This window comes from Cellulomonas sp., assembly GCF_015234515.1.
Lineage (GTDB): Bacteria > Actinomycetota > Actinomycetes > Actinomycetales > Cellulomonadaceae > Cellulomonas.
Window position 1 is genome coordinate 110455 of sequence record NZ_JADGMY010000017.1, and the last position, 20088, is coordinate 130542.

The 20088-nt window shown below is 75.3% G+C and carries 22 protein-coding genes and 1 riboswitch; of the genes, 1 reads left to right on the forward strand and 21 read right to left on the reverse strand.

The window, feature by feature from the left end:
- Window positions 1-19: 19 nt before the first annotated feature.
- From tatA to IR158_RS07335, 4 genes are all read right to left on the reverse strand, one after another.
- Window positions 20-274: a Sec-independent protein translocase subunit TatA gene (tatA, locus tag IR158_RS07320; protein WP_291811406.1), complete on the reverse strand. Its 255-nt coding sequence runs from the start codon at window positions 272-274 to the stop codon at window positions 20-22.
- 112 nt (window positions 275-386) lie between these two features.
- Window positions 387-719: a hypothetical protein gene (locus tag IR158_RS07325; protein WP_291811408.1), complete on the reverse strand. Its 333-nt coding sequence runs from the start codon at window positions 717-719 to the stop codon at window positions 387-389.
- Between the two features lies 1 nt (window position 720).
- A complete protein-coding gene (locus tag IR158_RS07330) occupies window positions 721-1707 on the reverse strand; it encodes a WYL domain-containing protein (protein WP_291811409.1) in 987 nt (328 codons plus the stop codon).
- Window positions 1700-2776: a WYL domain-containing protein gene (locus IR158_RS07335; RefSeq protein WP_291811411.1), complete on the reverse strand. Its 1077-nt coding sequence runs from the start codon at window positions 2774-2776 to the stop codon at window positions 1700-1702. Before IR158_RS07335 ends, IR158_RS07330 begins: the two co-directional genes overlap by 8 nt.
- Window positions 2777-2849: 73 nt before the next feature.
- Between IR158_RS07335 and IR158_RS07340 the strand changes: the two genes are divergently transcribed.
- Window positions 2850-4007, forward strand: coding sequence for a DUF3866 family protein (locus IR158_RS07340; RefSeq protein ID WP_291811414.1), 1158 nt, complete (start codon window positions 2850-2852; stop codon window positions 4005-4007).
- Window positions 4008-4067: 60 nt separating this feature from the next.
- On the opposite strand, the gene IR158_RS07345 is transcribed toward IR158_RS07340, so the two are convergent.
- The 17 genes from IR158_RS07345 to IR158_RS07425 form a co-directional block, all read right to left on the reverse strand.
- A complete protein-coding gene (locus IR158_RS07345) occupies window positions 4068-4511 on the reverse strand; it encodes a PH domain-containing protein (protein ID WP_291811417.1) in 444 nt (147 codons plus the stop codon).
- Between the two features lies 1 nt (window position 4512).
- Entirely contained in the window at window positions 4513-5361 is an 849-nt protein-coding gene (gene hisG / locus IR158_RS07350) for an ATP phosphoribosyltransferase (protein ID WP_291811420.1), read from the reverse strand.
- A gap of 55 nt (window positions 5362-5416) precedes the next feature.
- On the reverse strand, window positions 5417-5680 hold the full coding sequence (locus IR158_RS07355) for a phosphoribosyl-ATP diphosphatase (protein WP_227578732.1): 264 nt from the start codon (window positions 5678-5680) through the stop codon (window positions 5417-5419).
- 46 nt (window positions 5681-5726) lie between these two features.
- Window positions 5727-6200: a 6,7-dimethyl-8-ribityllumazine synthase gene (ribH, locus tag IR158_RS07360; RefSeq protein ID WP_227578731.1), complete on the reverse strand. Its 474-nt coding sequence runs from the start codon at window positions 6198-6200 to the stop codon at window positions 5727-5729.
- Entirely contained in the window at window positions 6197-7558 is a 1362-nt protein-coding gene (gene ribB / locus IR158_RS07365; protein ID WP_291811428.1) for a 3,4-dihydroxy-2-butanone-4-phosphate synthase, read from the reverse strand. The genes ribH and ribB overlap by 4 nt, the downstream gene beginning before the upstream one ends.
- Window positions 7555-8169 (reverse strand): riboflavin synthase, encoded by a 615-nt coding sequence (locus tag IR158_RS07370; protein ID WP_291811431.1) that lies wholly within the window; start codon window positions 8167-8169, stop codon window positions 7555-7557. The genes ribB and IR158_RS07370 overlap by 4 nt, the downstream gene beginning before the upstream one ends.
- Window positions 8169-9215, reverse strand: a complete 1047-nt coding sequence (gene ribD, locus IR158_RS07375; protein ID WP_291811645.1) for a bifunctional diaminohydroxyphosphoribosylaminopyrimidine deaminase/5-amino-6-(5-phosphoribosylamino)uracil reductase RibD — start codon at window positions 9213-9215, stop codon at window positions 8169-8171. Before ribD ends, IR158_RS07370 begins: the two co-directional genes overlap by 1 nt.
- A 167-nt stretch (window positions 9216-9382) precedes the next feature.
- A riboswitch (FMN riboswitch) is annotated at window positions 9383-9516 on the reverse strand.
- Window positions 9517-9585: 69 nt separating this feature from the next.
- Window positions 9586-10257: a ribulose-phosphate 3-epimerase gene (gene rpe / locus IR158_RS07380; protein WP_291811434.1), complete on the reverse strand. Its 672-nt coding sequence runs from the start codon at window positions 10255-10257 to the stop codon at window positions 9586-9588.
- Window positions 10258-10301: 44 nt separating this feature from the next.
- Complete coding sequence (locus tag IR158_RS07385; RefSeq protein WP_291811437.1) at window positions 10302-11837, reverse strand: transcription antitermination factor NusB; 1536 nt, start codon at window positions 11835-11837, stop codon at window positions 10302-10304.
- Window positions 11834-12805 (reverse strand): methionyl-tRNA formyltransferase, encoded by a 972-nt coding sequence (fmt, locus tag IR158_RS07390; protein ID WP_291811439.1) that lies wholly within the window; start codon window positions 12803-12805, stop codon window positions 11834-11836. Before fmt ends, IR158_RS07385 begins: the two co-directional genes overlap by 4 nt.
- Window positions 12806-12844: 39 nt before the next feature.
- Window positions 12845-15031 (reverse strand): primosomal protein N', encoded by a 2187-nt coding sequence (locus tag IR158_RS07395; protein WP_291811442.1) that lies wholly within the window; start codon window positions 15029-15031, stop codon window positions 12845-12847.
- 67 nt (window positions 15032-15098) lie between these two features.
- On the reverse strand, window positions 15099-16298 hold the full coding sequence (gene metK, locus IR158_RS07400; protein WP_291811445.1) for a methionine adenosyltransferase: 1200 nt from the start codon (window positions 16296-16298) through the stop codon (window positions 15099-15101).
- Window positions 16295-17545 carry a bifunctional phosphopantothenoylcysteine decarboxylase/phosphopantothenate--cysteine ligase CoaBC gene (coaBC, locus tag IR158_RS07405; protein WP_291811447.1) on the reverse strand — a complete coding sequence of 417 codons (1251 nt, stop codon included), beginning with the start codon at window positions 17543-17545 and terminating at the stop codon, window positions 16295-16297. Before coaBC ends, metK begins: the two co-directional genes overlap by 4 nt.
- 11 nt (window positions 17546-17556) lie before the next feature.
- The gene (rpoZ, locus tag IR158_RS07410) at window positions 17557-17823 is read right to left on the reverse strand and encodes a DNA-directed RNA polymerase subunit omega (RefSeq protein WP_291811449.1); all 267 of its coding nucleotides are present in this window, start codon (window positions 17821-17823) and stop codon (window positions 17557-17559) included.
- 135 nt (window positions 17824-17958) lie between these two features.
- Complete coding sequence (gene gmk / locus IR158_RS07415) at window positions 17959-18525, reverse strand: guanylate kinase (protein WP_291811451.1); 567 nt, start codon at window positions 18523-18525, stop codon at window positions 17959-17961.
- A gap of 106 nt (window positions 18526-18631) precedes the next feature.
- Window positions 18632-18943 carry an integration host factor, actinobacterial type gene (mihF, locus tag IR158_RS07420; RefSeq protein ID WP_227578720.1) on the reverse strand — a complete coding sequence of 104 codons (312 nt, stop codon included), beginning with the start codon at window positions 18941-18943 and terminating at the stop codon, window positions 18632-18634.
- 191 nt (window positions 18944-19134) lie between these two features.
- On the reverse strand, window positions 19135-19968 hold the full coding sequence (locus tag IR158_RS07425; protein ID WP_291811454.1) for a hypothetical protein: 834 nt from the start codon (window positions 19966-19968) through the stop codon (window positions 19135-19137).
- Window positions 19969-20088: the final 120 nt, after the last annotated feature.

Consider the following 20088-nt stretch of genomic DNA (forward strand, 5'->3'; position numbering starts at 1 on the left):
CTTCCGGCTCACGCGCGACTCAGGGACGCGGCGGGGCGGGCGGCCCGGCCGGCGGCGGCGGCGGCACGTCGGTCCCGGGGCCGGCCACGGGACCCGGGCCGGCAGCGGGGTCATCACGCTTGCCGTCGTCGGTGAGGTCCTTGACCTCGTTCTTGAAGATCTTCATGGACTGGCCGATGCTCTTCGCCAGGCCCGGCAGGCGGTTCGCCCCGAACAGCAGCAGGACCACCACCAGGACGATGATCACGTGCCAGGCACTGATGTTCCTGCCCATGACGACCCCTCTGTGATCCGGTGTGTTCCTGTGCCCGCGAGTCTATGTCGTCGCTCCGGCGTGCCGGAGCACCTCACCTCGCGGGAAGGCCGCGGCGGCAGGTCCGCCGATATCAGCCGAGCCAGCGGGTGGACGCGTCAGCGACCGTCGCACGGTGCCTGTCGCGACGCCGTGCGCGTCGCTCGCGTCGAGCGGCGCGCAGCTGCTCGACGCGGTCGCGCAGCGCGTCGGCGTCGGCGCCCAGTGCCGGGCGCACCTCGAGGTGGGCCGCGCGCGCCTGCTCCTCGAGCTCGGCGGCGCGGTTCGCGAGCCGCTGTGCGGCGTCACCGGCCCGGACCAGCTCGTGCCCGAGCGCGACCGCCGAGCGCCAGAGCCGCCGCCCCACCAGGAACGCCCCCGCGAGGGTCGCCAGCACCAGGACCGTCCACACCGTGAACCAGAGCACGTCAGGACTCCCCCGTCGTCGTGCCGAGCAGCGGGCCGTACGCGTCGAGCGCCGCCCGCGCCGTGGCGGCCGTGTCCCGCGCGACGTGCGCCGGGCGGACCTCGAGGACCTCGTCGGCGACCTGCAGGAGCAGGTGCCGCAGCCACGCGGGCTGCACGACGCGCAGGTCGACCTCGAAGGCCCCGTCGTCGAGCTCGCGCGTGCGCTCGACGGGCACGGTCTCGGCGACCCACCGAGCCCGTCCCGCCAGCCTGACCGTGACGAGGTCGCCCGACGCGTCGGGCTGGAAGTCGACGTCGTCGTCGGCGAGCGGGTGCTCGTCCGCAGGGGTGTCCAGGACCGTCGCCTCGACGATGCGGTCGACGCGGAACCTGCGCTCGGCGTCCGCAGCCAGGGACCAGGCCACCAGGTACGAGTGCTCGTCCCGCGTGACCAGCCGGACGGGGTCGACCTCGCGCTCGGTGAGGACGTCGGACGCGTCGACGTACCGCAGGCGCAGCCGGTGACGGCCTGTCAGGGCGGTCCCGATCGCCGCAGCGACGGCGGGCACGGCGCCGACCTGGAGCTCGACGTCGACCGGTGCCCCGGCAGCCGCGTCACCGGTCGCGGCCTGCACCTTGGCGAGCACCGAGTCGAGCGCCGCGGCACGCTCCGCGTCGAGCGTCGGGCGCAGCGCCGTGAGCGAACGCAGCGCCGCGAGGAGCGCGACACCCTCCCGCGGCCCCAGCCGCAGGGGCCGGGTCACACCACGGCCCTCCGTGAGCCGGACGACACCCTGCTCGTACGACGAGGCGTCGAAGTCGATGAGGTCGTCGGGCAGGTAACCGGGCGTGCCCGTGACCCACAGCGTGTCGATGTCGGCCATCACCTGCTCGGGCGTCACGCCGAACTGGGCCGCGACCTGGTCCACGGGAACGTCCTCGTGCCGCTCGAGGTAGGCGATCATCCCCAGCATCCGCACCAGGCGGTCGCTCGCGCGCTCAGGCACCCCGGGCCTCCTCGACGTCGGAGTCACGGCGATCCGTGGGGCCGGCCGCGTCGGTGCCCGGTGGCCGCAGCGCGTCCAGCGTCGCCGCGACGCGCAGCATCCCGACGACCGCGTCGCGCACCTGCGGCGGGTCGAGGACGACCACGGCGTCCCCGTAGGCGACGACCTCCTCGGCCAGCTCCCAGTCCAGGCGGTAGGGCACTGCCACGAGATCACGGCCCTCCAGGACGAGGTCGGCGCCGGCAGGCAGCGGGCGGTCCGTCGGGACGGGTGTGGCACGTGCCCGCAGCGCCTCCGCCCGGTGCGGTGTCACCGCGAGCAGGGCCGTGCGCTCCGGCCCGTCGCCCATCCACGCGTGCGACGCGTCGGCCAGCTCCTGCGCGGTCGGTGCGTCGAACGCGCCCGGGCCGCCCAGGGGCCGGACGGCACCGCGGATGCGGCTGAGCCGGAACGAGCGGCTCGCGTCACGGTCACGGTCCCGCGCGAGCAGCACCCAGCCCCCGCGGCGGGCCAGCAGCTTCCACGGCTCGACGCGCCGCTCGCGCACCTCACCGGTCGTCGCTGCGTGGTACGTGAACCGGACGGCCTGCCGGTTCTGCACGGCGTCCACCAGGGGCGCGAACGCGTCTCCCCCGGCCCGCACGCGCGGGGCCAGCCCGGCCACGAGGTCGTGCACCTCGGGGGCCGCGCCCACCGCGCGCAGCTTGGTCAGGGCGCGCGTCGAGTCCGCGCGCAGCGACTGGTCCTGCCACACCTGCGCCGCCAGCGCCAGGACGCCCAGCTCGGCGGCCGTCAGCTCGATCGCGGGCAGCGACCAGCTCGCCGTGTCGATGCGGTACCCGATGTCGTCACCGTGCCCGGCGTGCGTCACGGTCAGGACCGGGATCCCCAGCTCGCGCAGGGTGTCCTTGTCCCGCTCGAACATCCGCTCGAAGGCCTCGTCCGAGCGGGCGTCCCCGTACCCGGCGACGGAGGTGCGCACCTGCTCCTTCGTCATGCGGCCAGGGGTGTTCACCAGGGCGATGACGAGGTTGAGCAGGCGCTCGGCGGGCGGGATCGCGGGAGGCATCGAGCACCACGGTAGTCGTCACCGGTGCCCTCGCGGGCGCGGACGGCGCACGGCACGCCGGTAGCGTGGGCGCGTGATCGCATGGCGTGCGGGAGTGGTGACGGAGTGCCGGGCCCGGTGGGACGGTGCCTGCGAGTCGACGGTGGCGCTCGACGGTGAGGACCGCACGGTCCGTGCGCTGTCCTACCCGCACCTCGTGGGCGAGGTCGTCCCGGGTGCGCACGTGCTCCTCAACGCGACCGCGCTCCTGCGAGGACTGGGCACCGGGGGGTACGCGCTCGTCGTGGCACGCACGGACGCGCTGGTGCCCGACCCGCTGCCCGGCCCGGGCCACCTCGTCAAGGCCCGCTACACCCCGCTGCAGGCCATGGTGCTCGGCGTGGACGACCAGGAGTCGCCGCACCACGACGTGCTGCGCGACGCCGACGACCTCGCAGGGCTGCCCGTGGTGGTCGCGGACCTGCACTCGGCGCTGCCTGCGGTGATCGCCGGCGCCCGTGCCGCGGCCGCGCGCCTGGGCCGGGAGGCGCCGCGTGTCGCGTACGTCATGACCGACGGAGGTGCGCTGCCCGCGTGGTTCTCGCGCGCGGTGGACGGCCTGCGCACCGCCGGGTGGATCGCGGCGTGCGTGACAACGGGTCAGGCGTTCGGCGGCGACCTCGAAGCCGTCACGGTCCACACCGGGCTGCTCGCCGCGCGGCACGTCGTCGGCGCGGACCTCGTGGTCGTGGCGCAGGGCCCGGGGAACCTCGGCACCGGCACGCGGTGGGGCTTCTCGGGCGTCGCGGCCGGCGAGGCCCTCAACGCGGCGGGCGTGCTCGGGGGGCGTCCCGTCGCGTCCCTGCGGGTGTCCGGGGCCGACGCGCGCGAGCGTCACCTGGGCGTGTCGCACCACTCCCTGACGGCGTACGGCCGGGTCGCGCTGTCCCCCGCCGACGTGGTCGTCCCGGTGTTCTCCGGCGACCTGCCCGGCACGCCGCAGGACCTCACAGCCGATCCGGAGCCCGCCGCGTGGACCGCGCTCGCGGACCGCGTCGCCGGTCAGGCCGCCGCGCTCGCGGTGCCGCAGGGCCGCCACACGGCCGTGGCCGAGGTCGCAGGCACGGACCTGCTCGACGCGCTGCGGAGCTGCCCGGTGCGGCTGTCGACCATGGGGCGCGGCCTGGACGCCGACCCCGCGGCGTTCCTGGCGGCCGCCGTCGCGGGCGTGCACGCCGTCACGGCCGACTGACGCGCCCTTCCTTGCGGGGTCGCGTCGCGGCACGTGCCCGTCGCGCGCCGTGCGCTGCCGTCAGTCGTCGGCGGCGGTCGCGGTGCGTCGGGCGACGAGCGTCGCGAGCCGACGCGCCTCGCGCTCGGCGCGCTCCCCGTCGGAGCGCTGCACGCCCATGACGGCGATGGTGTCGCCGTCTGCCAGGTCCAGCTGGACCCAGGGGCGCCCCTGACCGAACCGCACGGAGACCACCTGCGCCCACGCGACGTGCGTGGTGATCAGCAGGTTGCGCACCCGCAGGCCGGTGTCGTCCGGGACGGCGCTCACCGACGCCTGCCGCCAGCAGAACCAGGCGATCGCCAGGGCGAACAGCATGAAGCCGATCTGGTCGAGGGTCGCCAGGCCCGGCATCGTCGCGACCAGCACGAGCGTCAGCACGACGACCGCGGCCGCCACGGCGAGCGACACGACCCGTGCGAGGCGGGGTCGGAACGGGGCGGCGAGGTCGTCGTCGGCCGTCATGTCAGACCCGGCACGCCAGGATCGAGGTGACGAGGATCGCGCGCGCGCCGACGTCGTACAGGGAGTCCATGACGCGGTTGGTCTGGCTGCGCGGCACCATGGCACGCACGGCGGCCCACTGCCCGTTGTGCAGCGGTGACACGGTCGGCGACTCCAGGCCCGGGGTGATGGCCACGGCCGCCTCGACGAGCTCCAGCGGCACGTCGTAGTCCATGAGGACGTACTCGCGGGCCGTGAGCACGCCCTGCAGCCGCCGCGTCAGGATGTCGAGGCCCGCGGGCTGGTCGACGTCGGCGCGGCGCACCAGGACGGCCTCGGAGCGCAGGATCGGCTCGCCGAAGACCTCGAGCCCGGCGGCGCGCAGCGTCGACCCGGTCTCGACGACGTCGGCGATGACGTCCGCGACGCCGAGCTGGATGGCGGACTCCACGGCTCCGTCGAGCCGCACGATGGCCGCCGGCTCGATGCCGCGCTCGCGCAGGTAGGCGCCGACGAGCTCGGAGTACGAGGTGGCGACCCGCAGGCCGGCCACCTGCCGGGCGTCGGTCAGGCGCCCGGCGGTGCCGGCGAACCGGAACGTCGAGCGGGCGAACCCCAGGGGCAGGTGCTCGACCGCCGACGACGCGGAGTCGATGAGCAGGTCCCGGCCCGTGATCCCGACGTCGACGGTCCCGGCGCCGACGTACACGGCGACGTCGCGCGGACGCAGGAAGAAGAACTCCACGTCGTTGTCCGGGTCCGGCAGAACCAGCTCACGGGAGTCGCGGCGCTGGCGGTAGCCCGCCTCGCGCAGCATCTCGCAGGCGGGCTCCGACAGGGAGCCCTTGTTGGGGACGGCGATCCTCAGCACGGTGTCCTCGGTGGTTCGGTGGTGGCGGTCGGGGGCGTGACGGTCGGCGGCGCCGTCACAGGTGCGTGTACACGTCCTGCAGCGTCAGGCCCTTGGCGAGCATGAGCACCTGCAGGTGGTACAGCAGCTGCGAGATCTCCTCGGCGGCACGCTCGTCGGTCTCGTGCTCGGCGGCCATCCAGACCTCGGCGGCCTCCTCGACGACCTTCTTGCCGATGGCGTGGACACCGGCGTCGAGCTCGGCGACGGTACCGGACCCCGCGGGGCGGGTGGCGGCCTTGTGGGACAGCTCGGCGAACAGCTCCTCGAACGACTTCACGCGCCGAGCCTAGACGCCCGTCCGACCGCCGGTGCACACGCGTCCGTCACGCGTCACCCCAGGTGCGCAGGGTCAGGGCGGTCGCGACCGCCGCCTGGGCCGCCTCGGCACCCTTGTCCTCGTGCGACCCGGGCAGGCCGGCACGGTCCAGCGCCTGCTGCTCGTCGTCGCACGTGAGCACCCCGAAGCCCACCGGCACCCCGGTGCGCAGGGCGACCTGCGTCAGACCCCAGGTGGCGGCCTGGCACACGAAGTCGAAGTGGGGGGTCCCGCCGCGGATCACCACGCCGAGCGCGACGACCGCGTCGGCCGTGCCCGCGGCGCGCTGCGCGGCCACGGGCAGCTCGAACGAGCCGGGGACGCGCACGGTCGTGACGTCCTCGACCCCGGCCTCGGCCAGTGCGCGCTGCGCACCGGCGACCAGTCCGTCCATCACCTCGGTGTGCCAGCTGGCCGCCACGACGACGACCCGCAGGCCGCGGCCGTCCAGGTCCAGGGTGGGTGCGCCTGCGCCGCTCATGCCAGCTCCTCCAGAGGGTCGAACGTGTGGTCGGTGGTGTCGGCCCCCGCGGGTGCGGGAGCAGCCAGGACAGGTGCCACGTGCACGGCCGGCTCGAGGCGCGTGCCGCCGTCGAGGTGCAGCACGTGACCCATGCTGGTGGCCTTGGTGCGCAGGTACGCCTCGTTGTGCGGGGTGCGACCGACCTCGAGGCCACGGACCTCGGTCACGTCGATGCCGTGCGCGCGCAGCCCCGCGACCTTGGCGGGGTTGTTCGTCAGCAGCCGCACCCGGCGCACACCCAGGTCCGCGAGGATCGCGGCCGCAGCACCGTACTCACGACGGTCCGCGGGCCACCCGAGGTCGATGTTGGCCTCCACGGTGTCACGGCCGTCGTCCTGCAGCGCGTACGCGGCGACCTTCGCGAGCAGACCGATGCCCCGGCCCTCGTGCCCGCGCAGGTACACCACGGCCCCGCCCTCCGCGGCCGCGATCTCGAGCGCTGCGTCGAGCTGCGGGCCGCAGTCGCAGCGCGCCGACCCGAACGCGTCGCCCGTGAGGCACTCCGAGTGCACCCGCACGGTCGGCTCGTCGACGAGCCCCGCGGTCGACACGAGCGCGACGTGCTCGTCACCCGTGCGCAGGTCGCGGAACCCGTGGATGCGGAAGTCACCGTGACGCGTCGGCAGGTACGCGGTGTGCGTCGGGTGGACGCGAGGCGCCGTGCCGAGCTCGGTGGGAGCGGCGGGTTCGAGGTCGTCGTTCGCGGTGCGCCAGGCACGCAGGTCCGCGATCGTCAGGAGCACCAGCCCCGCCTCGGCGGCGATGTGTGCGGCCTCCGGCAGCCGGACCATCTGCCCGTCGTCCCGCACGAGCTCGGCGATCCCGGCCACGGGCTCCAGACCCGCAAGACGGCACAGGTCGACCGCCGCCTCGGTGTGCCCAGCCCGGTGCAGCACCCCGCCCGGGACCGCGCGCAGCGGCAGGACGTGCCCCGGGCGGATCAGGTCGTTGTGGCCCGCCGCCGGATCCGCCAGCACACGCAGCGTGCGCGCCCGGTCGGCGGCCGAGATGCCCGTGGACACCCCCGTCGCGGCGTCGACCGTCACGGTGTACGCCGTGCGGCGCGGGTCCTGGCTGTGCGGCACCATCAACGGCAGGTCGAGCGCGTCGGCCCGTGCCGCCGTCATCGGGGCGCACAGGTAGCCCGACGAGTGCCGGATCGTCCAGGCCACCCACTCGGGCGTCGCGGACTGCGCCGCCAGCACCACGTCGGCCTCGTTCTCCCGGTCCTCGGAGTCGGCGACCAGCACCGGCCGCCCCGCGCGCAGCGCCTCGAGGGCCTCCTCGACCGTCCCCAGCCGGATCTCCCCGCTCACCGGGTCACCCCCGCGGTGGTCAGGAGCCGCTCGGTGTACTTCGCGAGCACGTCCACCTCGAGGTTCACCTGCGCACCGGGCGCGAGCGAACCGAGGGTCGTGGCCTGCAGGGTCGTGGGGATCAGTGACACGCCGAAGACGTCGTCGCCCACGTGCGTGACCGTGAGTGACACGCCCTGCACCGTGATCGAGCCCTTCTCCGCGACGTAGCGCGCGAGCGACCGGTCCAACGCGATCTCGATGTCGTCCCACCGCGGCCCCGGGCGGCGCGACCGGACCACGCCCACGCCGTCGACGTGGCCCTGCACGACGTGCCCGCCGTACCGGCCCCCGACGGCCAGCGCGCGCTCCAGGTTCACGGAGTCACCCTCGACGAGGTCGCCCAGCGCCGAGCGGCGCATCGTCTCGGGCATGACGTCCGCGACGAACGTCCCGTCGCCCGGCAGCTCGGCCACGGTCAGGCACACGCCGCTCACCGCGATCGAGTCGCCCAGCGACGCGTCCGACGTGACCAGCGGCCCGCGGACCCGCAGGCGCGCGTCGGCCTCGTCACCGTCCCCCGGCACGAGTGCCACGACCGTGCCCATCTCCTCGACGATCCCCGTGAACATCAGCTCTCCTTCTCGGTGGACGTGCGTGCGATCGGCTCCGCGGTGCCGCGCGGTGGGTGCTCGGGGGTCGCGACGACGAGCACGTCGGCTCCCAGCGGCAGGACCTCGGTCGGCACCAGCCGCAGCGCGTCCGAGATCGTCGTGATGCCGAGGTCCCCGATGGCGCCCGCACCGGCCCCCAGCAGGACGGGCGCCACGTACGCGTGGACCTCGTCGACCAGACCCGCCGCCAGGAACGCGGCCGCGAGCGTCGGGCCACCCTCGACCAGGACGTGACGGACCTCACGCTCCTGCAGCGCGGCCAGGACCCGGGCCGGGTCGTGCGTGCGGACCTGCACCAGCTCGCCGCCCGGTCCGCGCAGCCGCGTACCCGGCGGCACGTCCCGCGTCCCCACGACGACCCGCAGCGGCTGCTCGTCGACCATCGACCCGTCACCCCTGCGCGCCGTCAGGGACGGGTCATCCACCAGGGCTGTCCCCGTCCCCACGACGACCGCCCCGACCTGCGCGCGCAGCGCGTGCGCGTGCCGCCGCGCCACCTCCGAGGTGATCCAGCGGCTCGTGCCGTCGACGGCCGCGACCCGCCCGTCGAGCGTCGTGGCGATCTTCAACGTCACGAACGGCCGCCCACGACGCACCGCCGGCAGCCACGGCCCCAGCGCCGCCGCGCCCTCGTTCGCCAGCACACCGGTGACGACGTCGACCCCCGCCGCGCGCAGCCGGTCCGCTCCCCCGGCCGCCACCGGGTTCGGGTCGCTCACCCCGACCACGACTCGTGCGACGCCCGCCGACAGCAGAGCCACCGAGCAGGGGCCGGTGCGTCCCGTGTGGTCGCACGGCTCGAGGGTCACGACCGCCGTCGCCCCGCGCACGTCGGCCCCGCGCTCGCGGGCGTCGGCGAGAGCCGCGACCTCGGCGTGCGGCGTCCCTGCGCCCTGGTGCCACCCCTCACCGAGCGTCCTGCCGTCGGGGGCGAGCACCACGCACCCCACCTGCGGGTTCGCGCCGCGGGGGCCGCGACCGGCGAGCTCCAGGGCGCGGCGCATCGCCGCGAGCTCCTGCAGGGAGACGCCAGGCACGGCCGGGTCGGGTCCGGGCACGGACGTCGCACTCGTCGTCGTGCTCATCGCCCTGCACCTCCGTCGCCTCGAAGGCTCCGGGGTCGCTCGGGCGGCATGCCGCACCGGCACGGCACGCCTGGGGCGCACCGCGCACGCGTCTCCTCCCATCCGGACTTTCACCGTCGGTCCTGGAGTTCCACCAGGTCAACCGCTCACCCCTCGCGGGGCTCACGGGTCGCGGACTGTCACCGCCGGCTCGGACTTTCACCGACCCCGGAGCACGTGTGTGTTCGTCAACGATGATGCCACAGCGCGCATTCCGGGACGTCGCACGTCCACGCCGAGCAGGGGCGGCTCATGCCTCCGTCGTCGGGTGCTCCGCGAGGCGCCGCAGTGCCGCGATCTCCCCGGGGACGTCCTGCGCCCCGTACACCGCGGACCCCGCGACGAACACGTTGGCGCCCGCTCGTGCGATGCGCCCGATCGTGTCGCGCGACACCCCGCCGTCGACCTGGACCCAGGTGGCGGCACCGGCTGCGTCGATCGCGGCGCGGGTCCGCCGGATCTTGGCCAGGGTCCCCTCGATGAAGGCCTGACCTCCGAAGCCCGGTTCGACCGTCATCACCAGCACCATGTCGACCTCGGCCAGCAGGTCCAGGAACGGCTCGACGGGTGTCGCGGGGCGCAGCGCCACCGCCGCGCGCACACCGCCCGCCCGCAGCTCCCGCGCGAGCCGCACCGGTGCCTGCGTCGCCTCCGCGTGGAACGTCACCGACGCCGCGCCCGCCGCGGCGTACTGCGGCGCCCACCGGTCCGCGTCCTCGATCATGAGGTGCACGTCGAGCGGCACCGGGCTGACGTCCGCCAGCCGACGCACCACCGGGAGCCCGATCGTCAGGTTCGGCACGAAGTGCTGGTCCATCACGTCCACGTGCGCGTAGTCCGCAGAGGCGATCACCTGCAGGTCCCGCTCGAGGTTCACGAAGTCTGCGGACAGGATGCTCGGGTTGATCAGCACGGGAGCCACGTGCCCACGCTACCCAGCCGACGCACGCAGGCGCGCTCCCGCCGTCAGACGCGCCGCAGCAGCGTCAGGTGCATCGCGTCCGTGCCGTGCACGTGCGGCCACAGCTGCACGTCCGTGCGCCCTGCGACGGGTTCCCACGACGGCGCGACCTGGCCCATCACGGGCGTCGCGTCCACGACCTCGACCGACGTCCCTGCGCGCGCCGCTGCGCGCACCGCGTCGAGGACCACCAGCTGCGTCTCCGCGAGGTGCGGCGAGCACGTCACGTACGCCACCACTCCCCCCGGTCGCACCGCGGCGATGGCCGACGCCAGGAGCTCACGCTGCAGCCCGCTGAGCGTCGCCAGGTCCGCCGGCGTGCGGCGCCACCGCGACTCCGGGCGCCGCCGCAGGGCACCCAGCCCGGTGCACGGCGCGTCCAGCAGCACGCGGTCGTACGCCCCGGGCTCCTGCTCCCCGACCTGGCGTCCGTCGCCCGTGCGCACCGCCTCGACCGCTGCGGGCGGGACCGCTCGCAGCGCCTGCTCGACCAGGCGCGTGCGGTGCGGCTGCACCTCGTTCGCGACCAGTCGCGCGCCCCGCTGCGCCGCCAGCGCGCCGAGGAGCGCTGCCTTGCCCCCCGGGCCCGCGCAGAGGTCGAGCCAGCGCTCGTCCTTCCCCTCGACGGGTGCCGCCACGAACGCCAGCGTCACCAGCTGCGAGCCCTCGTCCTGCACCCCCGCCAGACCGTCCCGCACGGCCGGGACGTCGCCCGGGTCACCGCCGGCCATCACCAGGGCGGTCGACGCGAGCCCCGCGGGTCGTGCCCCCGTCTGCTCCGCGAGCTCCTCGGGTGACACGAGCCCCGGGCGCGCGACGAGCGTCACACGCGGCGCCGCGTTGTCGGCCGCCAGCAGCGACGCCAGCTCGTCCGCCGACCGCCCGGACCCCACCAGGGACTCGCGCATCGCGCGCACCACCCAGGCCGGGTGGCTCTCCACGGCCGCCAGCCGCGCCACCGGGTCGTCACCCCGGGGGTCCGCGGCGTCACCGATCCGGGTCGACCACTCGTCGAGCGACCGCTCGGACACCCTGCGCAGCACCGCGTTGACGAACTGCGCGGCACCGGCACCCACCCGCTCACGCGCCAGCCCCACGGTCTCGGACACGGCGGCGTGCGCGGCGACGCGCATGCCGAGCAGCTGGTGCGCCCCCAGGCGCAGCACGTCGAGCACAGGGGGGTCGATCTGGTCGAGCGGTCGCGACGCTGCCTGCGCGAGGACCGCGTCGTACCGCCCCTGCAGTCGCAACGTCCCGTAGGCCAGCTCCGTGGCGAACGCCGCGTCCCGCCCGCCGACGCGGCGCTCGCGGAGCAGGGGCGGCAGCACGAGGTTCGCGTAGGCGTCCGACCCCGCGACGGCCCGCAGCGTGTCGTAGGCCGCGCCGCGCGCGGGATCACCGGCGCGCGCCCGCTGGGCCGGTGCCGCGGTGGTGCGTGCGGCCCTGCCCTCGACGCGGGCCTCGCCACGCTGACGTCCGCGGGCGTCACGGCGGGCGTCGCCCCCGCGCCCGCCCCGCCCGCGCGCCTCGTCGCGGCTCATCGGGCACCTGCCGTCGCTGCGTCGGCGTCCTGGGTGTCGTGGCCCAGGACCGTCCCGGCGGCGGGACGCGCGCCGCGCGCCCAGTCAGCGGCCGGCATCGGGCGCCGGCCGGGTGGGGTGACGTCGCCGAGGCGCACCGCTCCGGCCCCGGTGCCCACGAGGACGTCGCGCCTGTCGGCGCGGATCTCACCCGGGCGCAGGTCGGTCACGTCAGGGACGGGCCGGACGGGACCGAGCCCGAGCCGCTGGCCGTCCGGCAGCGTCGTCCACGCGCCCGGGGCCGGGGTGCAGCCGCGGATCCGGCGGTCGACGGCGTACGAGGGGTGGCTCCACCGGACGCGTGCGTCCTCGCCCGTGAGCTTCGGTGCGTGGCTCACGCCGTCGGTGGGCTGCGGGACGGGCTCCAGCACCCCGTCCTCGAGCGCGTCGAGCGTGCGCACCAGCAGCTCGGCACCGGCGGTCGACAGGCGACCCAGCAGGTCTCCGGACGTGTCGGTCGGCCGGATCGTCTCGGTGAGCGTGCCGTACACCGGACCGGTGTCGAGCCCCTGCTCCAGGCGGAACGTGGAGGCGCCCGTCACCTCGTCCCCCGCCATGATCGCGTGCTGGACGGGCGCTGCACCACGCCAGGCGGGCAGGACGGAGAAGTGCAGGTTCACCCAGCCGTGCGGGGGCACGTCCAGCAGGTCCGCGGGCACGAGCACCCCGTACGCCACGACGGGCGCCGCGTCCACGTGCAGCTCGGTGATCTGCGCGACCGCGTCGGGGTCCCGCAGCGTCCGGGGTGTCAGGACGGGCAGGCCACGGTCGTGCGCGACCGCCCCGACGGCCGAGGGCTGCAGCGTCCGTCCCCGCCCCACCCGGGCGTCCGGACGGGTCAGGACGGCGACCACCTCGTGGCGGGACTCCAGGAGTGCCTCGAGGGACGGCACGGCGGCCGCGGGGCTTCCCGCGAAGAGCAGACGCATGGACTCGATCCTAGGTCGCGTCGACGGGACCTCAGCACGTCACAGCAGGTCGGTCGGGTCCACCTGGGCGCGGACGGTGCCGCCCTCACGCCGCGCGCTACGGATCGCCAGCGACGCGGCGACGGCTCGCGCGAGCGTCGCGCCCTGGGCCGGAGGCACGCGCAGGAGCGCACGCACCTCGGGCTCGAGCGCGGGCCCCCGTTGCTCGTCGACCGGCTGCGGCACGGGGCCGAGGACCTCGAGCGCGGGAACCTCGACACGCGCGACGACCGCCGCCACCGCGTCACGGGTGCCCGTCAGGGCTGCGACCCGCACGGCGGGCGGCAGCCGCAGCTCGGTACGTTCGTCGAGCTCACGCTCGGCGAGTCCGGCGGGGTCCCACCGGACGAGCGCCTGCGTGGGGCGCGCCGCCCCGTCACCGACCAGCAGCACCTGACCCCCGTCGCCGGCGGGTCGGACGAGCGCGGCCGCGGCCAGCCAGCGCCGCAGCGCGTCCACCTCGGCGCCCAGTCGCTCACCGGCGCTCGCGACCGCGGCGTCCAGCAGGACGGCCGCCGCGTAGCCCGACGGCGCGTACGGTTCGGCACCCGGGGTCGCGACGACCAGCGCCGGCCGGTCCGGCACCTCCGCGAGGACTCCCCCCTCGACGCGGGCACCCGAGACCCGGACGGTGGTGCCGGGGAACGCACGCCCGAGCTCCTCGGCGGTGCGTTCCGACCCGACGCGCACCGAGCGCAGGCCCGAGGCGCCGCACTCGTCGCACCGCCGGTCGGTCGCGAGACGTCCGCACCAGCCGCACGCCGGCGGACCGTCGCCACGCGTCAGTCCCAGCGGTCCGTGGCACGCACCGCACCGAGCAGGCGTGCGGCAGCGGACGCACGCGACGACGGGGACGTAGCCCGCACGTGGGACCTGGACCAGGACGGGACCCACAGCCAGCGCGTCGCGCAGGACGCGCCAGGCCGGCGCCGGCAGCCGCGCGGCGGCGGCCGGGCCCTCCCGCGCGAGCTCGACGCTCGTCAGCGCGGTGACCCGCGGCGTGCACGCCCGGACGACCGCACGGTCCGCCACCACCTCGCGCGCCCACCCGGAGACGACGAGCTGCTGCGCCTCGACCGTCCGGGCGTGCCCACCGACGAGCAGCGCGGCGCCCTCGAGCTCCGAGCGCAGCGCGAGGACGTCCCTGACGTGCGGGTACGGCGCCCGCGGCTCGGCGTGCTGCAGGTCGCCGTCGTCCCAGCAGACCGCCAGGCCCAGGTCCGCGACGGGTGCGAACGCCGACGCGCGGGTGCCGACCACGACGCGGGCACGACCCCGCAGCGCCGCGAGGAACGCGCGGTACCGGGCCGCGGGACCGTCGTCGGCCACGAGCCGCGCGACCACGCCGCCGTCGGCGACGTCCAGGAGGTCCACCTCCCTGAGCGCCGCGCACACCCGGTCGACGTCACGGCGGTCGGGCAGCACCACGAGCGCACCACGTCCGCCGTGGACGCACGTCGCGACCGCCTGGGCGAGCGCCGCCGCCCACCGTCGGTCGCCGGTGCCGGGCAACGCCGTCCACACGGCGCGCGGGGCGCCCCCGGCGTGCACGTGGCGCAGGAACGCAGGACCGCCGCGGTAGGCGTCCCACCCCGGTGCGTCGGGCCGCCCGGCGCCCCGGGGGGCGTCGCCGGGCGCGGCCGGGACCACGACCGGCGCGGCGGTGTCCGCGCTCTGCACGGCGGTGTCCGCGCTCTGCACGGCGGCGTCCGCGGTCTGCGCTGCCGCGTCCGACGTGCTCTCGCCCTCGACGCGCGCGTGCCGGGGCGGGACCGCGAGACGTAGCACGTCGGCGAGCGTGCCCGCCCAACGGTCGGCGACCGCCCGCGCCAGGACCGCGACCTGCGGCGTGACGACCGGTTCGCGCGACACGACGCGCCGCACCGGCAGCAGACGACCCTCGTGCTCGGCGTGCTCGACCCGGTCGAGCAGCCAGCCGTCGACGTCCTGTCCGGCGAACCGGACCTTGACGCGGACGCCTGGCCGGGCCGCCGCGTCCAGGGTCTGAGGGACGACGTACTCGAACGGCCGGTCGAGGTGTGCCGGCGCGAGGTCGACGCACACACGAGCCACGGGGAGCCGCGCGGCGGGGCCCGGCGGCGCGGCGACACGTCGCCGACGCGCCGGCGGCACCTCGAGCCCCGCCAGGGCGGGCTGCTCGGGAGGGGTACCGGTCACGGGGCACATCCCACCACGGAGCGCGGACGTCCTGCCGTCACGGGCCCCTCGTCGTACCGAACCCGAGGGCGCAGCGTCAGCCGACGGCCGAGAGCAGCGCGGCCGTGCGGTCCGTCCGCTCCCACGTGAACTCGGGCAGCTCGCGACCGAAGTGCCCGTAGGCGGCCGTCCGCCGGTACACAGGGCGCAGCAGGTCCAGGTCGCGGATGATCGCGGCCGGCCGGAGGTCGAACACCTCGCGGATGGCGGCCGTCAGCGCGTCGTCGGAGACGGTCCCCGTGCCGAACGTCTCCACGTACAGGCCGACGGGGTGCGCCTTGCCGATCGCGTAGGCGACCTGCACCTCGCAACGGCGCGCGAGTCCGGCGGCCACGACGTTCTTGGCGACCCACCGCATGGCGTACGCAGCCGACCGGTCGACCTTCGACGGGTCCTTGCCCGAGAAGGCCCCGCCACCGTGGCGTGCCATGCCCCCGTACGTGTCGACGATGATCTTGCGTCCGGTGAGCCCGGCGTCGCCCTGAGGGCCGCCGATGACGAACTGCCCGGTGGGGTTGACCAGCAGGCGGTGGCCGGACGTCTCGATACCGGCGTCCGCGAGCACGGGTGCCACCACGAGCTCGGCGACCTGGGCTGCGAGGGTCGACTCGGCGAGGTCCGGCTCGTGCTGCGTGGACAGCACGACGGTGTCGAGCGAGACAGGCGTGTCACCGTCGTAGCCGACGGTCACCTGCGTCTTGCCGTCGGGGCGCAGGCCCTGCAGGGTGCCGTCCTTGCGCACCTGCGCGAGCCGCTCCGCCAACCGGTGCGCCAGCCAGATCGGCAACGGCAGCAGCGAGGGGGTCTCGTCGCTCGCGTACCCGAACATCAGGCCCTGGTCGCCGGCCCCCTGGAGGTCCAGCGGGTCGAGGTCCCGGTCGTCCTGACGGACCTCGATCGCCTTGTCGACGCCCGCCGCGATGTCCGGCGACTGCTGGCCGATCGACACCGAGACGCCGCAGGAGTCACCGTCGAAGCCGATGAGCGACGACGTGTATCCGATACCGCGGACCACCTCGCGCACGATCTGCGGGATCTCGACGTACGCGCTCGTCGTCACCTCACCGGCCACGTGCACGAGGCCGGTGGTGACCATCGTCTCCACCGCCACCCGGGCGCTCGTGTCCTGCTCGAGGATCGCGTCGAGGATCGCGTCGGAGATCTGGTCACAGATCTTGTCGGGGTGACCCTCCGTCACGGACTCCGAGGTGAACAGGCGGAGAGGCGTAGAGGTCATGCGTGAAGGGTAGCGGCGTCGTCGGGCCTTGCTGCACGACCGTCCACGACCGGGACTGCGACGTCCCAGATCGCGTGTCCGACCTCGAGCTTGGTGCCCTGTGCCGTCGTGAGGACGGCGCCGTCCGCGTCGAGGACGGTGATCTCGTTGGTGGTCGTGCCGAATCCACGCCCGCCACCGACAGGGTTCACGACGAGCAGGTCCGCGCCCTTGCGTCGGGCCTTGGCGCGCGCGTGGTCGAGGACCGAACCGTCGGTGTCCCCCGTCTCGGCTGCGAAGCCCACGACGACCTGACCGGGCCGCGGCGGGTCGGTGACCAGCTCGCGCAGCACGTCGGTCGTCTCGACCAGTGTCAGCGTGGTGGAGTCCCCGGTCTTCTTCAGCTTGGCGTCCGCCGTGGTGGCCGGACGGTAGTCGGCCACGGCGGCGGCCATGACGACGACGTCGGCGAGCCTGGCGGCCGCGCGGACCGCGGACCGCAGCTGCTCGCCGGTCTCGACGGGGACGACGTCGATGCCGGGGCCCAGCCCGGCGAGCACCTCGCTCCCGACGTTGGCGGCGACGAGCGTCACCAGCGCTCCGCGTTCCTCCGCGGCGTGGGCCAGCGCGACACCTTGGCGGCCGGACGACCGGTTCCCGAGGAAGCGCACCGGGTCGAGGGGCTCGCGGGTCCCGCCGGCGGACACGACCACGCGCCGGCCGGACAGGTCGGCCGGTCGTCCGGGCGCCAGGAGGGCGAGGGCCGCGTGCGCGATCTCCTCCGGCTCCGGGAGCCGACCGGCCCCGGAGTCCTGACCCGTGAGCCGACCGGTGGCGGGCTCCAGGACGTGCACACCGCGGGCGCGCAGCGTCGCCACGTTGGCGGTCGTCGCCGGGTGCTCCCACATCTCCGTGTGCATGGCGGGCGCGAGCAGCACGGGGCAGCGTGCGACCAGCATCGTCGCGGTCAGGAGGTCGTCCGCCCGGCCCGCCGCGGCGCGGGCCAGGAGGTCGGCCGTGGCGGGCGCCACGACGACGAGGTCCGCACCCTTGCCGACGGCCACGTGCGCGACCTGGTCGACGTCCTCGAAGACGTCGGTGGTGACGGGCTCCCCTGACAGGGCCTCCCAGGTCGCCCGCCCGACGAACTCCAGCGACGCGCGCGTCGGCACCACACGGACGGCGTGACCCTGCTCGCGCAGGAGCCGGAGCAGCAGCACCGCCTTGTAGGCGGCGATGCCGCCCGCGACGCCGAGGACGATGCGCATGGGTCGAGGCCTCAGGCCTCCGGGACCGACTCGGACGTCAGCAGGCCCGCGTCGATCTCGCGCATCGCGATCGACAGCGGCTTCTCCTGGGGGCGCGTCTCGACGAGCGGCCCGACGTACTCGAGCAGGCCCTCGTTCAGCTGCGCGTAGTAGGCGTTGATCTGCCGCGCGCGCTTGGCGGAGAACAGCACGAGCGCGTACTTGGAGTCGGCGCGCTCGAGCAGGCGGTCGATCGGCGGGTCGGTGATGCCCGTGGGGGCGGCAACGGTTCCGGACACGGAGGACTCCCGTCCTGTCGGAGAGTGGTGCGAATTCGCAGGCGCCGCGGGCTGTGGCCCGTGGTCCAGATCGGGCAGCGCGCGGCGCAGTCGAGCCCTATGGTACCCGGTCCGGGGTACCCGGCGGGTGCGTCGTCAGACGCGGACGCCCATCAGGCGCACGATCTCGTCCGTCGCGCGGTGCACGTCGTCGTTCACGACCACGTGGTCGAACTCGGACTCCGCCGCGAGCTCCACCCGGGCGGTGGCGAGGCGGCGCTCCCGCTCCTCCTCGCCCTCGGTCCCCCGTCCGACGAGCCGGCGGACCAGCTCGTCCCACGACGGCGGGGCGAGGAACACGAAGCGCGCGTCCGGCATCGACTGCCGTACCTGCCGCGCACCCTGCAGGTCGATCTCCAGCAGCGCCGGCTCCCCGGCCTCGAGCCGCTCGACCACGGGCCGCCGCGGTGTCCCGTAGCGGTTGCGACCGTGCACCACGGCCCACTCGAGCAGCTCGCCCCTCGCCGCCATCTCGTCGAAGCGTTCGGGGGTCACGAAGTGGTAGTGCAGCCCGTCCACCTCTCCGGGTCGCGGCTCGCGGGTCGTCATCGACACGGACAGCCAGACCTGGGGGTACCGGGCGCGGATGTCGGCCGAGACCGTCCCCTTGCCCACGGCGGTCGGTCCGGCGAGCACGGTGAGCCGTGCCGGCGTGGTCGTCATGGGTGGTGCACCGCTCCAGATCCGGGGTGAGCTGTCCGGACGGCTCCGGACACGCAAGCGGCGCCCCGTCCGGGCTCGGACGGGGCGCCGTGGACTTACGGGACGCTCAGCCGAACCGGTCGACGAGCGCCTTGACCTGGTGCGGGCCGAGGCCACGCACCCGGCGCGTCTCCGAGATGCCGATCTCGGACATGATCGCACGGGCCTTGACCTTCCCCACACCGGGAAGCGACTCCAGCAGGGCGGCGACCTTCAGCTTGCCGATCGTCTCGTCCTGCTGGCCCTGCTCGATCACCTCCGAGAGGGAGCCCTGCGAGTACTTCAGGCGGTTCTTCACCTCGGCGCGCGCATGCCGCGCGACCTTGGCCTTCTCGAGCGCGGCGGCTCGTTGTTCGGGAGTCAGCGGAGGAAGAGCCACGCGCGTCACCTTCTCGTCACTGGGCCGGAGATCCTTGTCGCCGATGCGCGGGATCTGAAGACGAAACTAGCGACGAGGATGCCGCTCGGCAACGCGGGAGGCCGCGTGTCGTCGCGCGACCTGCGCCGACGCCGCTCCGTAGGGCCGTCCCGCGCCCCACGGCGAGGGTGCGACGGGACCGGTCGAGACCGTCACGGAAGGGCCGCCGGCTCCGGCGCGAGGGCGCGGACGTGGGCCACTGTGCAGCTGCGCAGCCGGGCGTCGTCGTCGACCAGGGCGGCGACCACGTCCTGGAACGCCTTGCGCAGCCCGCGCCCCGTGATCGGCATCCCCACCGCGGCGACCACCCCGGTCCGCGGGTGGACCGAGGGGTGCGCGCGCACCCAGAGCTGGGGCGGCGGGCTGCCCTGCAGCGTCGCGACGAGGTCACGACGGGATGCGAGCCAGGCGGCCATGGCGTGCCGGGTCGGCTCTCCGAGGGCGTAGCGCGTCCCGGCGAGGGTCAGGCTCACCTGGTCCTCCCCCAGGTCGGCGAGGCGTGCGGACCCGAGGTCGCGCTCAGGCGCGCCCGTGTCCGCGAGGGCCAGCACGTGCGCCCGGAAGCGGACCCAGACGTGCCACGACACCCCGTGAGGGCGTCTGCCGGCCGCCCGCGCGAGGAGCAGACGGGCCGGTGCCGTGTCGCGCAGCACGGGCGGCGTCGCGGGGCGGCGCAGCGCCCCCTGTGCGACGTCCGCGGTCGCGGGGTCGAGCAGCCGGGCCTCGACCGCGAACCGCACGAGCCCGCGTGCGGCGGTCGCCCGCTGCCGCACGGACGCCGCCGAGGGCTCGCGCCCGCTCCCGGTCGGCGACGTGAGCCACAGGCCCAGGCCGTCGCCCCCCGTCACAGCGCCGAACGCTTCGTCCCCCAGCGTGTCGGCCAGGTCGCGCAGCGCCCAGCGGTAGGCGCGCGCCGTGCTCGGGTGCCGGTCCCCCAGCGCGCCGAGGTACCGCCCCACGGCCTGCCCCACGGTCACGTCCACCACGGCCCGCACCTTAGCGACCTGCACCGACACCCCGTCGCCGGCGGTCTTCGAGGCCGGGCGCCGTGAGGCGCCCCTCCGTGGCGTGAGGGGCGCGATTTGGTGGCGCTAGGTTCCGTTATC

What these genes read in the sequence shown, in the direction of transcription:
- tatA (WP_291811406.1), bottom strand. Translation starts at nt 274, where the DNA reads ATGGGCAGGAACATCAGTGCCTGGCACGTGATCATCGTCCTGGTGGTG.
- IR158_RS07335 (WP_291811411.1), bottom strand. Translation starts at nt 2,776, where the DNA reads ATGCCTCCCGCGATCCCGCCCGCCGAGCGCCTGCTCAACCTCGTCATC.
- IR158_RS07345 (WP_291811417.1), bottom strand. Translation starts at nt 4,511, where the DNA reads ATGACGGCCGACGACGACCTCGCCGCCCCGTTCCGACCCCGCCTCGCA.
- ribH (WP_227578731.1), bottom strand. Translation starts at nt 6,200, where the DNA reads ATGAGCGGCGCAGGCGCACCCACCCTGGACCTGGACGGCCGCGGCCTG.
- IR158_RS07370 (WP_291811431.1), bottom strand. Translation starts at nt 8,169, where the DNA reads ATGTTCACGGGGATCGTCGAGGAGATGGGCACGGTCGTGGCACTCGTG.
- ribD (WP_291811645.1), bottom strand. Translation starts at nt 9,215, where the DNA reads ATGCGCCGCGCCCTGGAGCTCGCCGGTCGCGGCCCCCGCGGCGCGAAC.
- IR158_RS07385 (WP_291811437.1), bottom strand. Translation starts at nt 11,837, where the DNA reads ATGAGCCGCGACGAGGCGCGCGGGCGGGGCGGGCGCGGGGGCGACGCC.
- fmt (WP_291811439.1), bottom strand. Translation starts at nt 12,805, where the DNA reads ATGCGTCTGCTCTTCGCGGGAAGCCCCGCGGCCGCCGTGCCGTCCCTC.
- IR158_RS07395 (WP_291811442.1), bottom strand. Translation starts at nt 15,031, where the DNA reads ATGTGCCCCGTGACCGGTACCCCTCCCGAGCAGCCCGCCCTGGCGGGG.
- metK (WP_291811445.1), bottom strand. Translation starts at nt 16,298, where the DNA reads ATGACCTCTACGCCTCTCCGCCTGTTCACCTCGGAGTCCGTGACGGAG.
- coaBC (WP_291811447.1), bottom strand. Translation starts at nt 17,545, where the DNA reads ATGCGCATCGTCCTCGGCGTCGCGGGCGGCATCGCCGCCTACAAGGCG.
- gmk (WP_291811451.1), bottom strand. Translation starts at nt 18,525, where the DNA reads ATGACGACCACGCCGGCACGGCTCACCGTGCTCGCCGGACCGACCGCC.